Below are 13,995 nucleotides of genomic sequence, written 5' to 3'. Positions count from 1 at the left end.
GTTCTCCTGTGCTGTCTCGGGATATGGACTCACGGGGCGGGGGTCGGTTCAGCGGCCACGACGAGCGCGTCGACGGTGAGTGCTCCGTCCGGGGCGACGCGGACCGGATTCAACTCGATCTCGGCGATGTCGGGCCGTTCCGCGATCAACCGGGAGACGCGCGTGATCACGTCGACCAGACCGTCGACGCACACCGCGGGGCGTCCGCGCCACCCGCGCAGAAGCGGCATGCAGCGGAGGCGTTCGAGCATCGCGAGAGCGTCGTCGGGTCCGACGGGGGCCGATTCGAGTCCGATGTCCTGGAGTACTTCGGTTTCGGTGCCGCCGGCGCCCACCACGATCACCGGACCGAGGTCGGGATCGCGGCGTGCGCCGACCAGGATTTCCACGGTGCCCGCCCGGGTGTCCTGCTCCTCGAGCACGTAGTCGCCGTCGCCGAGCCGGGAATGCATGTCCTGGAAGGTGCGCGCCAGTTGTTCGGGGCCGTCGATGCCGACCACGACGCCGCCCGCCTCGCTCTTGTGCTCGAGCCAGCTCGCCTTGAGGACGAACGGGGCACGCAGCCGGCCGGCCACGTCGACCGCCTCCTCATGGGTCCGCACGACTGCGCCGTCGGGGAAGGCGACGCCGAGGTCGGTGAGAAGTTCCCGCGCGGCCCAGTATCCCGCCCGGAGTCCGTCCTTCGGAACAGGCTCGGAGAGAGTGGGATTCGATTGCTTCTGCGGTCGCAGGCGGGACAGCCCGGACAGGGCGCGGATCGCGGAATCGATCGTGTCGAACACGGGGACGCCGTGCCGCCACAACGCCTCTGCGGTGCGCGATTCCGGAGCCATGGTGTGGACGACGACGGGTTTGCCCGTCTCTGCGGACGCCCGGCCGATCCGTTCGGCCACGGCCGCTTCGCGTTCGGCGAGAGTGGGCGCGTCCCGCGCGTAGCAGCCGAAATACCCGGTGAGCACCACGGCGTCCGACTCGTCGGCACGCAGAAGGTGCTCGACGACGCTCGCGTAACTTCCCAGATCCTGCTCACCCGCCCCGGCGAGGTCGACCGGATTGCTGCTGGCCGCACCGGGAGGCAGTTGCAGCGCAATGGATTCGGCGAGCGCCGGCGAGAAGTCGGGGACCGTCAGTGCGCTCGCGCTCGTCACGTCCGCGGCGATTGCGCACTGCCCGCCGCTGTCTCCGACGATGGCGACGCGGTTGCCGACGGGAACGGTGGTGGAGAGGAATGCGCGGGCCACGGTGATCAACTCGTCGGGGGTGCTCACGCGGAGCACGCCTGCCGCGCGGCAGGCCGCGTCGACGACATCCACGGCAGAGGTGAGTGAGCCTGTGTGGGAGCGTGCCAGGCGCGTGCTCGCGGCACTGGCGCCAACGGTCAGCAACAGGGTCGGTCGTCCGGTGTCCCGCAGGGCACGCAACGTCCGGAACAGGGATTCACCGTCGCTGAAACTTTCGAGGTACAGAGCGATCACGCGCGTCGGGTCGTGGTTGCCGAGATCGGCGAGCAGTTCCGCTGCGGTGACGTCGGACTGGTTGCCGATGGAAACGAACCGGGAGACGCCCACGCCATGCCGGGCGCCGAGCGTCGCGAGTTCGGAGCCGAGTTGCCCGCTCTGCGAGATGATGGCGAGCGGCCCGGGTGTGAACCGCCCCCACGCCAGCGAGAGGTCGGTGGCGCTGTCGTAGATGCCGAGGCTGTTGGTGCCGACGAGTCGCGCTCCGGCACTGCGGATCCGGGCCGCGAGCTCGGCTTCGCCGGGCACGCCCGCGGTGACGCCGAGGAATCCGCGGACGCCGAGTGCGAGGGCCTCGTCCACCACGTCCGAGACGAACGGCGCCGGCACACAGAGAGCCACGAGGTCGGGGACCTCGGGGAGGGCCGACAGGTTCGGGTGGCACGGGTGTTCGAGGAGGGTGTCGGTTCTCCTGTTGACCAGATGGACTCGGCGGCGGTGCTCGCCGATCAGGGCGCCGCTCGCCAGCCAGTAACCCCACTTCGCGGGATCGGCGGAGGCGCCGACGACGGCTACCGAGGCAGGGTCGGAGAAGGCGCTCAGTTGTGTGACGGACTCGGCCACCACAGTGGTCATAGGGGATTCTCCTCGATCTCACGTTGCTGTCGATCGGAAAATAGATAACTGGCTCATCAGTCAATTTAGATTGTGGCGGCACTCACAGGGGCTGTCAACCCGCCTTCCGGACGTCGCTCGGGGCGCGATGCGCTCTTGACATCGGGTGTGATCGCCCTCACGATGATTCATAACTGGCCCACCAGCCAACTATTCGACACTCTCTGTCCTGTCATCCGCGAGGAGCATTCATGAAGACTGTGCACGATGGATCGACCACGGAGGACACGATGACGTCCTCGGCGGAAACCGACGCCGAGGCCGGTCAACTGCCGCGCGGAATCCTCCCGACGTGGGCGGTGTTCGGCGTCTCGCTCGGCATTCTGGCGCCCGCGTCGACGCTGGCCCTCGCCATCGGCGTCGTCGTCACCATCGCCGGCAACCTCAGCTGGATCACGTGGGCCGTGACCTCGGTACTGGTCCTCGGATTCGCCGGGGGCATCGGCTGGCTGGCCAAACGCTTCACCACCACCGGAGGGACGTACGGACTCGCGGCTCGCGCGGCAGGCAAACCGGCCGGATTCTTCGTCATGGTCACCCACCTCGCGTCGTCACTCGTCGCGGGACCCGCGTGCGTGATCGGCTCGGCGATCTACCTCGACGCGTTCCTTCAGAAGGTGGGTCTGCCTGCGAGCACGTGGACGCTCGGCATCTGCGCCGGGGCCGTCGCGGTCGCGGTGACCGCCCTGAACCTTCGTGAGGTGAAACTGTCCGCGAAGCTGCTGCTGGTCATCGAATTCTTCACGGTGGCAGTGATCGTCGTGCTCCTGGTCGTGGTCCTCGCGAATTCGGACACCGGACCGATCGACAGCCGGCAGTTCGACTTCCACGGCTTCAGTGCCACAGCGATCCTCGCGACCGCAGGCTTCTCCGTGTTCTCCCTCGCCGGATTCGACCACGCCGCTACGCTGGGCCGCGAGGCGCGTCATCCCAAGCGGGCCATCAGCTTCGCCGTCGTCGGCTCGGTCCTGGCCTGCGGGGTGCTCTACATCGTCGCGACCTACATCATCGTGCTCGGCTTCCGCGGGTTGCCGATCGAGAACATGAACGCACCCCTCGACACCCTGGCGGAGCACAACGGCGTCGGGTGGCTCGGCTATCTGATCGACATCGGTGTCGCCGTCAGCTTCTTCGGATCCACACTCGGGGTCATGGCAGGCACCAGCCGGACCGTGTACACCCTGGCCCGCGACGGTCTGCTGCCCGCCCGCCTCGGCAAGGTCAGTGCCGGCCACGGAACTCCCGTCGGCGCGGTGACGACCCTCGGCGTCATCTACCTCGTGGCCGGGCTCCTCGGCGTGCTGGTGACGACGGCGGAGACGTCGTACGGTTTGCTCGGGACGTACGCCGGCTACATGCTGATCGCCGCATACGGACTCACCGCGCTGGCGGCCGGCTACTGCGCGGTGCGGTCGCGGTCGCTGCGCCTGGGCATCGGACTCGCGACCGTGCTCGCCGCGATCGGGTCCGTGCTCGTGTACTGGTACAGCTTCAACCCGTTCCCGTCCGGAGCGCGAGGCGTGGTCGCGTGGATCTTCTTCGCGACCGTGCTCGGCTACCTCGCCCTGTACTGCTACCTGCGGCTCCGCAAGCCGCTCGTCTTCGCGCGGATCGGTGAATCCGACCGGAAGACGACCCTCGAGGTCGATGCAGACGAGCAGGCCGGCGTGGTGCGCTGACCGTCGTTCTGCCGGACGAACGGGACGCTCGTTGCGTCAGATCGAACGAGCGTCCCGTTCGTCGGCATCGTGTGCGACCAATGCAGGTGCGACGAACTGTTCGAGCATGGTGCGTTCGTCGGAGTCGTCGATGCCCGGGACGGCGAGCAGCGAGACGATGATGCGGACGAGCCACCGAGCCTTCCTGGACGTCTCCTCTCCGGAGAATCCCGCCTGCCCCAGGAACGCGGTGCCCAGCGACTCGATGACATCCGACGAGTGCGCGATCTGCGCGGCCAGGCCCGAGTCGCCGAGCTGAAACCACGCGGCCAGAGTGGGGTCGGCGCGCACCAGCCGGATCGCGGCCAGCATCGCCTCCACGATCGCGTCCTTCGGGTCGGCGGTTCCGGACACCTCCTCCGCGACCAGTGCGCCGATGCGCCGGGCCTCGCGGTGGACGAACGCCAGCTGCAATGCCTGTCTGCTGTCGAAGTAGCGGTACAGCGTGGCGCGGGAACATCCGGCCGCCCGGGCGACGTCGGCCATACCGACAGCGGTGATGCCGTTGTCGACGTACAGCTGGGCGGCGACGTCGAGGATTCGCTCGGCGGCGAGGCGGGGTCGTTCGTCGCGCATCCAGTCGGCGTTCATTCGCGCACCCGGAACGGGATGCTCGTCGGGCGGCGCACGTAGTTGCCCTCGGCGTAGACGACGGCGTCGACGTCGACCGTGAAGTCGGGGCAGCGGGCCAGCAGTTCTTCCAGCGCTACCCGGGCCTGCATCCGGGCCGCGGCCGCACCCAGGCAGTGGTGGGCGCCGTGACTGAACGTGAGGATCTGCGTCGGTCTGCGGCGCACGTCCAGCTCCTCCGAATCCGGTCCGAACCGGCGCGGGTCGCGGTTCGCGGAGCCGTACAGCAGGAACACCTTCCGGCCCTCGGGGATGGTGGTGCCCTCGATTTCGACGTCGCGGGTCACCGTGCGGGCGAGGCCCTGGACGGGGGCGGTGAGCCGCAGCAATTCCTCGACGGCGTCGCCGAGTAGCTCCGGGTGGTCGATCAGATCGCGGCGCTGATCCCGGTGTTCGGTGAGCAACTGGACCGCGCCGCCGAGCATTCCGGTGGTCGTGTCGTTGCCGCCGGTGACCATCGTGAACGCGAAACCGAGGATGGAGAGCAGTCCGGTGAGATCGCCGTCGGCTCCCATCCCGCCCGCGACGAGGTGCGAGACGGTGTCGTCTCCGGGGTCGGTGCGCCGCCGCTCGATCAGTCCGCCGAAGTAGCCCATCAGATCGGTGACCGCACCCGTCGCCTGCAGCGTGTCGCCCTGCGCGTTGGCCGCGACGATCGCGTCGGTCCAGCCGTCGAATTGCGCCCGGTCCTCCTCGGGGACGCCGAGGTAGTGGGCGACGACCATGCTCGGCAGCGGCTTGAACAGCTCCTTCACGACATCGCCCTCGCCGGCCTCCCGCAGTCGTTCGAGGCGCTCCACCACGAAAGCCCGGACCGCCGGTTCGACGGCGGTGACCTGGCGCGGGGTGAATCCCTTCGACACGAGGCGGCGGAACGCGGTGTGGTCGGGTGGGTCGAGCATCACCAGCGGCGGATTGTCCTGCAGGCCGATCTTCTCCAGCTCGCCGTACGTCGTGGTGAGGCCGGCGGCGGACGAGAACGTCTCGGCGTCCCGGGCCGCCGCGTAGACGTCGGCGTGCCGGGACAACACCCAGTAGTCGTTCCCGGGTGCGTCCTCGGGGACGACGCGATGGACGGGGTCGTGGTCGCGCAGGGCGGCGTACATCTGCCACGGGGCGCGCCACGTGGGTCCGGACCTCGGCACGAACGAGACGCTCGACACATGTGCGGTCATGTATCGATGGTGAGACACATCGCCAGAAGTGTCAATGGTGCTAGGGGCCGGGCGCCTAGCCGAACAGGGCGAACGCCACCACGGCGAGGATCATCACGAGTACCGGGGTGAGAATCAGCAGCAGTCCGAGCAAACCGGGATTCTTCACCGGCCGGTGGTCGATGGCGCCCTTGCTGAAACTGCTGAACGGCGACGCGTAATACACCGGGGGCGCCGGGTGGTACCGGTTGTCGACGGTGATCTGCGCCTTGCCCTGCTCCCAGATCCACGGGACCGCGATCTCGATGTGGTGCACACCGGGAGGCGCCGGAATGACGTTGTGACCCCACCGAAGCGGCACGGGAAAGCCGTTGATCCGGGCATTGGGCGTCACCAGCATCGGGCCCATCGGCGGTTTCTTCGCGTCGATGACCAGCGCGGTGGGAGAGGAGACGGGCTGCACGAAGGGCGACGGTATCACCCTGCGGCAGCCCGGAGGATGTGGCCTACTGGCCGGCCGCGATCCGGGCCTTCTCCAGTGCCGCGAGGGTGCGGAGCACAGTGGCGCGCTGCTTCTCGAGGTCGCTGATCCGGGCGCGTGCGGCGAGGCCGGCGGGCTCACCGATCAGGTTCATCTGAGCATCGATGGCCGAGAGCTGATCGAGCAGGCCGGTAACGCGCGATTCGAGCGCGGCGACGTCGACGGCGTCGGTGCGCACCGGTGCCACCGGCGGCGTGGCCGACGTGCGGGACGCGCTCGGGCGAGACGACGCAGTGGCCGACGACGTTCCGGAATGGGCGGTGCTGCGCGGCTCCGACACCACGCTGGCAGCCCGGGGACGGAGCGCCTTGCGCACTGCGGCCGGGTCCGGGAGCTCCGAGAGCTTCGTCTCGTTGAGGTCGCGGCGCGCGTCGCGGGCGTTGACCCGGTGCTCGCGCTCCTCGTCGTCGTCGGACTGCAACGTGCCGCCGAGTGGACGCAGTCCGTACATGCCGAGGAAGCGGCGGGCTTCGTCGATGACCGTTTCCTTCTCGCGGCAAGTGCCACACCGAGGTTCGTTACGGAACATCTCGACTGCGTTGTCGTCTCCGCACCATACGCACGCCCCCGGCGACCAACGCCGGACGTTTCGAATTGCAGCGATATCGATAGGGCCGGAGAGAGTCTGCGCGTCGATCACGACGAGCCACAGTAGGGGAATTCGCGCGTGCGGGTCACATCGCCGTAAGTACGACCTGCGGTTCTGCGGCCAAGCGTGACGAAGATCATGTCGAGGCCCCGGAAAGTGCCGAGGAAACGCTGTGTGCCACACATGTTTTCCCGACCGGTAAGTTTCATTCTCCGGCACCGATCACGGTGGTCAGCCAGTCGACGAGCGGGCGCATCGAACGCCAGGCAGTGCGGACTTCGTCAGCGGCGCGGGGAGTTTCGATCCAGTCGGGGGAGAGGTAGCTCCGGCTGGCGGTGAGCGATTTGTGCCGCATCAGGTCGAGGCGCGGGTGGTCCTCGGCGACACCGCGGGGGCGCGTCTTCAGCGTGTCGCCGCCGATCTCGAAGCCGGACGACCGGACCTTCTTCACGAGCCGGACGAGTTCGCGACCCTTGCGGTCGTCGTCGACGGCGTCACGGAAGCGGCCGACCTGCAGCGGGGTATGCGAGTAGAAGCCGCCCGCGACGAACAGTCCGGCCGCGTCGATCTGCACGTAGTAGCCCACGCCGGGGCGGGTCTCGACGAATCCGCCCTGATGGGTCTTGTAGGGCGTCTTGTCCTTCGAGAACCGGACGTCGCGGTAGGGGCGAAACACCTTGCCCGCGCCGAACTCCGATTCGAGTTCCGCGAGCAGGGCGGTCATGGGTGCGCGCACCGAGTCGTCGTAGACGGATTTGTGCGCGGTCCAGAAACTCTTGCTGTTGTCTGCCTCGAGGTCCTCGTAGAAGTCGAGAGCAGCGGTGGGGATCCCGGTGAACACACGGGCAAGGCTACGCCTGTGAGTGGTTGACGAGTCCCTGGACTCGTCAACCACTCACAGGCGCGAAGCGCCTAGGCGTTGCCGTTGAACAGCGACGTGACGGAGCCGTTCTCGAAAACTTCCTTGATGGTGCGAGCCAGCAGCGGCGCGATGGACAGCACCGTGAGGGTCGGGAACTTCTTCGACTCGTCGATCGGGAGCGTGTTGGTGACGATGACTTCCCGCGCACCACATGCGGCGAGACGCTCGGCCGCCGGGTCGGACAGGACGCCGTGGGTGGCGGCGATGATCACGTCGCCCGCGCCGGCTTCCTTGAGGATCTTCACGGCGCCGGCGATGGTTCCACCGGTGTCGATCATGTCGTCGATCAGGATGCAGGTGCGGCCTTCGACGTCACCGACGACGCGGTTGGACTTCACCTGGTTCGGCACCAGCGGGTCGCGCGTCTTGTGGATGAACGCCAGCGGCGCGCCGCCGAGGGTGTCGGCCCACTTCTCGGCGACCCGGACGCGACCGGAGTCGGGGGAGACGACGGCGATGTTGTCGGTGCCGTAGTTGCCGCGGATGTACTCGGCGAGCTGACCCTGCGCGTGCATGTGGTCGACGGGGCCGTCGAAGAAGCCCTGGATCTGGTCGGTGTGGAGGTCGACCGTGATGATGCGGTCGGCGCCGGCCGTCTTGAGGAGGTCGGCGATCAGGCGAGCCGAGATGGGCTCACGGCCGCGGTGCTTCTTGTCCTGGCGGGCGTACGGGTAGAACGGCAGGATCGCGGTGATGCGCTTGGCCGATCCGCGCTTGAGCGCGTCGATCATGATCAGCTGTTCCATCACCCACGTGTTCAGCGGCGCCGGGTGGCTCTGCAGCACGAAGGCGTCGGAGCCGCGGACCGACTCCTCGAAACGGACGAAGATCTCGCCGTTCGCGAAGTCACGGGCAGTCTGCGGGGTGACCCGCACGTCGAGTTCCTTCGCGACCTGTTCGGCCAGCTCCGGATGCGCGCGACCAGAAAAAAGCATGAGGTTCTTCTGGTTGTCGATCCAATTCGCGGTCACTGCTCTATGCCATCCTTTAAATCTTGCTTCTCGGTTTCGTGCAGATCTGAACTGTGGTGCGGTCCCGCGGCGGCTGCCGCCTCGGCGGCGGCGGTACCGGGCCGATTTCGTTGCACCCAGCCGTCAATATTGCGCTGCTTCCCTCCGGAGACCGCGAGTGCCCCCGGCGGTACGTCGAAACGCAGCACCGTGCCGGCGCCGGTGTAAGCACCGTCACCGACCTGTACCGGAGCGACGAACATGGTGTCCGATCCGGTCCGGACGTGTGACCCCACCACCGTACGGCTCTTGGCGACGCCGTCGTAATTGACGAACACGCTCGACGCACCGATGTTGCTGTACTCGCCGATCGTGGCGTCGCCCACGTAGGTCAGGTGAGGAACTTTGGTGTGTGCCCCGATGTCGGCGTTCTTCGTCTCGACGAAGGCGCCGAGTTTGCCGGACGCACCGAGGACGGTGCCGGGACGCAGGTAGGAGAACGGACCGACGGTGGCGCCCGCGCCGATCGTCGATTCCGAGCCGTGGGTACGCACCACGCTGGCACCTTCGCCCACCGACACGTCGGTGAGGGTGGTGTCGGGACCGATGACGGCGTCCTCACCCACGGAGGTGGTGCCGAGCAGCTGCACACCGGGATGGATCGTGACGTCGCGGGCGATCGTGACGCCGACGTCGATCCAGGTGCTCGACGGATCGACGACGGTGACCCCGGCCCGCATCCAGTTCTCGACGGTCCGGCGGTTGAGTTCGGCGGCCAGCCTCGACAGCTGGACGCGGTCGTTGGCGCCTGCGACCTTCGCGGAGTCGGCCAGGTGGGCGGCGAAGACGGGGGCGCCGGCCTCGCGGGCGATCTTGACGACGTCGGTCAGGTACAGCTCGCCCTGCGCGTTGTTCGCGTTGAGCTGCCCGAGCGCGGAGCGCAGGAACTCGGCGTCGAACGCGTACACGCCGGCGTTGACCTCGGTGATGGCCGCCTGCTCCTCGGTGGCGTCGGCCTCCTCCACGATCTCGGCGATCTCACCGTCGTGGGGCAGGCGGATGATCCGACCGTAGCCCCGGGGCTCGGGGGCGGTGAACGTCAGCACCGTGACCGCCGCGGGGGTGGGTTCGCTGCGGTGCTCGTCGACGAGAGCGTGCAGGGTGCGGCCGTCGAGCAGGGGGACGTCCGCGGCGGTGACCAGCACGGTCCCGTGGAAGTCGGCGGGCAGGGCGGACAGGCCGCATTCGACGGCGTGCCCGGTGCCGTTCTGCTCCTCCTGTACGGCGATCGCGATCGGGCGGCCCAGTTCCGTCTCGAGCGCGCCGACGGCCACTCCGACGCGTTCCTTGTCATGACCGACGACGGTGACGAGGTGCGTCGGATCGACCTCCGCGGCGGCGTGCAGGGAATGCGCCAGCATCGTGCGTCCGCCCAGGGTGTGCAACACCTTGGGGGTCTTCGACCGCATCCGAGTTCCCGCGCCGGCGGCGAGGACGACCACGGCGGTCTGCACTGGCATGAAGCTCCCTCTGGGTCGTTCCACTCTTGCTGTTCTCGACAGCTCCACCTGCAGGAATTATCTCCGCAGGCTTCTGCTCCGCCGCCAGGACTCGAACCTGAACTATCTGAACCAAAATCAGAGGTGCTGCCATTACACTACGGCGGATTGCCACACACACGGGGTGTCACGCCCGTTTGCGCGAGAGAATCCTCGCATGCCGACCCGCCGGACGTCGAACCGCTGCCGAAATTTGTCCCGAACGCCCCGATAGAGTGGGTGCTACCTGCAGTGTTTCGGCGCTGCCCGTGGCGCTTCGTCGTCGCGAGTGTCAGGAAAGGATGGTGCCTCGGTGCCCCGACCCACGGACGTGGACGCGACCCCCGAGAGGGCGGTCCGCACCCGGATGACCGGCACGCAACGCCGGGAGCAGTTGATCGAGATCGGTCGAGCCCTGTTCGCGGAGCGCGGCTACGAGGCGACGTCGATCGAGGAGATCGCACAGCGCGCCCACGTCTCCAAGCCGGTCGTCTACGAACACTTCGGCGGTAAGGAAGGCCTCTACGCCGTGGTCGTGGATCGGGAGATGTCGCGGCTGCTGGAGATGGTGACGTCGTCGCTGAAGCAGAACCGCTCCCGGATCCGGGTCGAGCGGGTGGCGCTGGCGCTGCTCACCTATGTGGAGGAGCACACCGACGGATTCCGCATCCTCGTCCGCGACTCGCCGGTGGCGGCGCCGGACGGAACGTACTCGAGCCTGCTCAACGAGGCGATCGGCCAGGTCGGGCACATCCTTGCAGGCGACTTCGCGCGGCGAGGGTTCAATCCGGATCTCGCCCTGCTGTACGCGCAGGCGCTGGTCGGAATGGTGTCCACCACCGCGACGTGGTGGCTGGACGAGCGGACGCCGCCGAAGGAGGTCGTCGCCGCGCATCTCGTCAACCTGTGCTGGAACGGGCTGACCAATCTCGAGGCGGATCCACAGTTGGGCACCGATCGGCCCCGCGCGACGCCGTAGTGAACGTGTTCTCGTTTTCCGACTCGCGGTTCAACTTCCGGAGGGCTGAGCCTGTCAAGTGCTAGGGTTCGCTGGAGTTTGCGCGCCCCGTCGGGGGGGTTGTTCGGGAGGCAGTCGATGGCGAGACAGGTTCGAGCAGAGGTAACTCGGGCTTCGGTCCTCATGGCGGCGGCCGACGTGTTCTTACGGCTCGGCTACGCGAATGCGGGTCTCAACGAGATCATCGAGCAGTCGGGTGTGACCAAAGGTGCGTTGTACTTCCACTTCAGTTCGAAGGAAGACCTCGCCCGCGGTGTCATCGACGAGGGACAGATCCGCCTCACGGCAGGTATGACGTCCGTGAGTGACGGGCCGACGCCGGCGCTGGAGGCGCTCGTCGCCCTGTCCTACGTGGCGATCGAGGCCGCGAGTGCCGATCCGATCGTCGCGGCGATGTTGCGGCTGCAGCACGAGATCGGCGACTACCAGGGTACGCACGGCAACGTCGTGGCGTCGTGGCAGCAGGGTTTCGAACGACTCGTCACCCGCGCGCTCGAGGAGGGCGACATTCTCGCGGAGGACGACGTCTCCGCGACGACGCTGTCCACATTCCTGCTCGGGTCGCTGCTCGGGGCTCACGTCGTCGCGAGCGCGACCGGCGCCTTCGATGATCTCCCGCGTCGCATGGAACGGGTCTGGTACTTCATCCTTCCCGGTCTGGTCGAGCCGTCGAAGCTCGTGTACTTCCGCCAGTTCGCTTCGCGGCGCCTACTGCGCTGACCGGAGCCACTAGCTTCCAGATGTCAGGCTGAGTACGCTCATCATCAAAGTGATGGATAGCTCTCTTGCCTATGTTGGGGGCGGACAGAAGGCTGTGGGAGGCCGCGCTCACCCAAAGTGATGGAGCCACCATGTTCCGCTCGCGTCCTGTGTTTGCTTCGCGTGTGGCCGTTGCGGCCGTCGTCGTTGCCATGTCGGTCACACCGCTTGCTGTGACGGTAGCGGCAAGCGCCGCGCCGACCGCGGGGCGGGTCTTCACGGGCGACTACAGCGGCGGCAACTTCTCTCAATGGCCTTCGGTGCAGAACAAGAGCTACAACGGCCCCGGAACGGGCTACGTCCCCACCTATTCCGCGAGCATCGTCCCGGACGCGACATATGGCCAGGCCGCTCGCTTCGAGGTCCGCAGCGGCGACGCCCCGTCGTTCGGGGAAGGTGAGCGTTCCGAGGTGGCGGCCGGGAACGACACCGGCGGCTTCGAGGGCCAGGCACGCTGGTATCAGTTCGCCACTAAATTCGACTCCACATTTCCACAGAACCACGCCAGCCTGGGCTGGGGGCTGACGAACCAGTGGCACCAGGACGTGAGTATCGGAAGCCCACCGGTCGGATGGTATGTGAGCCAGCGGAACGGCTACTGGTCGCTCGTCGTCAACAAGCAGTCGCTTCCCGGCGCCGATCTGGAAACGCTGTCCATCTTCGACACCCCACTGGACGTGGGGAGTTGGCATGACGTGAAGATGCAGATCAACTGGTCGGCGTCGGACGCGACCGGATGGATCAAGCTGTGGCTCAACGGCGTACGGCAGACGTTCGCCAACGGTGCCGACACATACTTCGTCCGTACACTGATTCCCGGCACGTCCACCGTCTATTACAAAGAGGGCTACTACCGGGAACAAATGCAACCCACCGGTGTCGTTTTCCACGCGGGATTCCGGTGTGCCACCGAGGAGGGGGCGCTGTAGGCGACAGTCGACGGTCCCGCCCTGTGAATCACATTGCGACGGATCTGGACGTCCGCTACCCCAAATCGCTTATCTCACAGGGAAAGTGAAACAGGGCGCGGCGGTCCTCGTGTCCCTTCGGTGTGCGCTACCTGCGCTCGGCGATCAACATGACTTCACGGACCGCGAGTGGGCCGGCGAGCTTCGCACGAAGGGACGGCGGGGCTGCCTGCAACGGACGCTCGATGATCGCCTTCACTGCGACCGGCACATACGCGTGACGCTTGATCCTGCCGAGGTGTGTCAATATCCGACTCGGCACGGCGCGGCCGCGCACGCGCCGGAAACCCGCATCGCGCAGCATGGCGCCCAACTCCCCGTTGGTGTATTCCTTCAAGTGAAAGCCCGTGGCCACTGGAGTGAAGCCGCGCGAAATGTCCCAAGGGCCGGTCAGTCGACTGGGTGTTTCGATGAGAAAGCGACCTCCCGGACGCAGAATCTTCCGTACCGCGGCCAGATGCTCGGGAACATCGTCGGGGTGCAGGTGCTCCATGACCTGACGGCTTACCACGAAATCGGCGGAGGACGGCGGGAGCGGTGGGTTGAGTACGCTACCGACCATGAAGCGTGCGTTGGCCGGTCGCTCCTGGTCCGCCAGTTTCACCATCGTGTCCGAGGCATCGATGCCGATGCAGTCGCGCACGGCGGGCGCGAACCGGCGAATCAGCGCCCCTGTCCCGCAGCCTACGTCGACCAAGGTGTCCGTTGGCCGAGTCAGAGCTCCGTACTGCTGGAACCATACCTCTTCGAAGGCTTCTTCGGACGCCGCGTCCGTAACATGCGCTCGATGCCATGGAACCTCCTCGAACAGGCGGTTGTATACGTCACGAGTGACAGCCTCCCGCGTGTCGGGGGTGCTGGCCAACAGCTCCTCGCGCAGTTCGCGTTCGATGTGCCAGTGAACTCTGTCCCGGTCTTCTGGCGGCGGCCAGTGTTTCGATGGTTCGCCCGGTGGATGAGACATATCGATCGAGTCCTCCCGTGAAACTGAAGTGAGGGTTCCGGCCGAGACCTCCCGAGAGCTCTGACCAGGAAGGATCGCTCGAGGACGGAGATCCGCCTTACACACTTCAGTG

The 13,995-nt window shown here is 67.0% G+C and carries 13 protein-coding genes and 1 tRNA gene; 4 read left to right on the top strand and 10 right to left on the bottom strand.

What is annotated here, in order from left to right:
* Window positions 1-29: 29 nt before the first annotated feature.
* Window positions 30-2,093 carry an acetate--CoA ligase family protein gene (locus CJ179_RS08590; RefSeq protein WP_095861190.1) on the bottom strand — a complete coding sequence of 688 codons (2,064 nt, stop codon included), beginning with the start codon at window positions 2,091-2,093 and terminating at the stop codon, window positions 30-32.
* Between the two features lie 230 nt (window positions 2,094-2,323).
* On the opposite strand from CJ179_RS08590, the gene CJ179_RS08585 reads away from it, so the two are divergent.
* The gene (locus CJ179_RS08585) at window positions 2,324-3,811 is read left to right on the top strand and encodes an APC family permease (protein ID WP_095861189.1); all 1,488 of its coding nucleotides are present in this window, start codon (window positions 2,324-2,326) and stop codon (window positions 3,809-3,811) included.
* 36 nt (window positions 3,812-3,847) lie between these two features.
* Here CJ179_RS08585 and CJ179_RS08580 read toward each other — a convergent pair whose 3' ends face one another.
* From CJ179_RS08580 to CJ179_RS08545, 8 genes are all read right to left on the bottom strand, one after another.
* Window positions 3,848-4,441 carry a TetR/AcrR family transcriptional regulator gene (locus CJ179_RS08580; protein ID WP_095861188.1) on the bottom strand — a complete coding sequence of 198 codons (594 nt, stop codon included), beginning with the start codon at window positions 4,439-4,441 and terminating at the stop codon, window positions 3,848-3,850.
* Entirely contained in the window at window positions 4,438-5,655 is a 1,218-nt protein-coding gene (locus tag CJ179_RS08575; RefSeq protein WP_095861187.1) for a cytochrome P450, read from the bottom strand. The genes CJ179_RS08580 and CJ179_RS08575 overlap by 4 nt, the downstream gene beginning before the upstream one ends.
* Window positions 5,656-5,710: 55 nt before the next feature.
* Window positions 5,711-6,097 (bottom strand): hypothetical protein, encoded by a 387-nt coding sequence (locus tag CJ179_RS08570; RefSeq protein ID WP_095861186.1) that lies wholly within the window; start codon window positions 6,095-6,097, stop codon window positions 5,711-5,713.
* Window positions 6,098-6,140: 43 nt separating this feature from the next.
* Window positions 6,141-6,704 (bottom strand): hypothetical protein, encoded by a 564-nt coding sequence (locus CJ179_RS08565; RefSeq protein WP_072941010.1) that lies wholly within the window; start codon window positions 6,702-6,704, stop codon window positions 6,141-6,143.
* A gap of 265 nt (window positions 6,705-6,969) precedes the next feature.
* Entirely contained in the window at window positions 6,970-7,605 is a 636-nt protein-coding gene (locus tag CJ179_RS08560; protein WP_005238799.1) for a DUF2461 domain-containing protein, read from the bottom strand.
* Between the two features lie 71 nt (window positions 7,606-7,676).
* Window positions 7,677-8,657: a ribose-phosphate diphosphokinase gene (locus CJ179_RS08555; RefSeq protein WP_072941005.1), complete on the bottom strand. Its 981-nt coding sequence runs from the start codon at window positions 8,655-8,657 to the stop codon at window positions 7,677-7,679.
* The gene (glmU, locus tag CJ179_RS08550) at window positions 8,654-10,156 is read right to left on the bottom strand and encodes a bifunctional UDP-N-acetylglucosamine diphosphorylase/glucosamine-1-phosphate N-acetyltransferase GlmU (RefSeq protein ID WP_095861185.1); all 1,503 of its coding nucleotides are present in this window, start codon (window positions 10,154-10,156) and stop codon (window positions 8,654-8,656) included. The genes CJ179_RS08555 and glmU overlap by 4 nt, the downstream gene beginning before the upstream one ends.
* Before the next feature lie 76 nt (window positions 10,157-10,232).
* Window positions 10,233-10,303: transfer RNA gene (locus CJ179_RS08545), tRNA-Gln, on the bottom strand.
* Window positions 10,304-10,541: 238 nt separating this feature from the next.
* On the opposite strand from CJ179_RS08545, the gene CJ179_RS08540 reads away from it, so the two are divergent.
* The 3 genes from CJ179_RS08540 to CJ179_RS08530 all read left to right on the top strand — a co-directional run bounded on the left by CJ179_RS08540 (window position 10,542) and on the right by CJ179_RS08530 (window position 12,880).
* Window positions 10,542-11,153, top strand: coding sequence for a TetR/AcrR family transcriptional regulator (locus CJ179_RS08540; protein ID WP_241031699.1), 612 nt, complete (start codon window positions 10,542-10,544; stop codon window positions 11,151-11,153).
* Window positions 11,154-11,270: 117 nt separating this feature from the next.
* Window positions 11,271-11,912 (top strand): ScbR family autoregulator-binding transcription factor, encoded by a 642-nt coding sequence (locus CJ179_RS08535; RefSeq protein WP_072940999.1) that lies wholly within the window; start codon window positions 11,271-11,273, stop codon window positions 11,910-11,912.
* Window positions 11,913-11,983: 71 nt separating this feature from the next.
* A complete protein-coding gene (locus CJ179_RS08530) occupies window positions 11,984-12,880 on the top strand; it encodes a polysaccharide lyase (RefSeq protein WP_257015390.1) in 897 nt (298 codons plus the stop codon).
* Between the two features lie 127 nt (window positions 12,881-13,007).
* Here CJ179_RS08530 and CJ179_RS08525 read toward each other — a convergent pair whose 3' ends face one another.
* On the bottom strand, window positions 13,008-13,883 hold the full coding sequence (locus CJ179_RS08525; RefSeq protein WP_095861184.1) for a class I SAM-dependent methyltransferase: 876 nt from the start codon (window positions 13,881-13,883) through the stop codon (window positions 13,008-13,010).
* Between the last annotated feature and the right edge of the window lie 112 nt (window positions 13,884-13,995).

It is taken from the genome of Rhodococcus sp. ACS1 (assembly GCF_002300155.1).
In the GTDB taxonomy this organism is placed as follows: domain Bacteria; phylum Actinomycetota; class Actinomycetes; order Mycobacteriales; family Mycobacteriaceae; genus Rhodococcus_F; species Rhodococcus_F koreensis.
Note: the sequence above shows the minus strand (reverse complement) of the source record. Positions and strands in the feature narration are given on the sequence as shown.

Coding starts and splice junctions, on each gene's coding strand:
- CJ179_RS08590 (WP_095861190.1), bottom strand. CDS start 2,093: ATGACCACTGTGGTGGCCGAGTCCGTCACACAACTGAGCGCCTTCTCC.
- CJ179_RS08585 (WP_095861189.1), top strand. CDS start 2,324: ATGAAGACTGTGCACGATGGATCGACCACGGAGGACACGATGACGTCC.
- CJ179_RS08580 (WP_095861188.1), bottom strand. CDS start 4,441: ATGAACGCCGACTGGATGCGCGACGAACGACCCCGCCTCGCCGCCGAG.
- CJ179_RS08575 (WP_095861187.1), bottom strand. CDS start 5,655: ATGACCGCACATGTGTCGAGCGTCTCGTTCGTGCCGAGGTCCGGACCC.
- CJ179_RS08565 (WP_072941010.1), bottom strand. CDS start 6,704: ATGTTCCGTAACGAACCTCGGTGTGGCACTTGCCGCGAGAAGGAAACG.
- glmU (WP_095861185.1), bottom strand. CDS start 10,156: ATGCCAGTGCAGACCGCCGTGGTCGTCCTCGCCGCCGGCGCGGGAACT.
- CJ179_RS08540 (WP_241031699.1), top strand. CDS start 10,542: ATGACCGGCACGCAACGCCGGGAGCAGTTGATCGAGATCGGTCGAGCC.
- CJ179_RS08535 (WP_072940999.1), top strand. CDS start 11,271: ATGGCGAGACAGGTTCGAGCAGAGGTAACTCGGGCTTCGGTCCTCATG.
- CJ179_RS08530 (WP_257015390.1), top strand. CDS start 11,984: ATGTTGGGGGCGGACAGAAGGCTGTGGGAGGCCGCGCTCACCCAAAGT.
- CJ179_RS08525 (WP_095861184.1), bottom strand. CDS start 13,883: ATGTCTCATCCACCGGGCGAACCATCGAAACACTGGCCGCCGCCAGAA.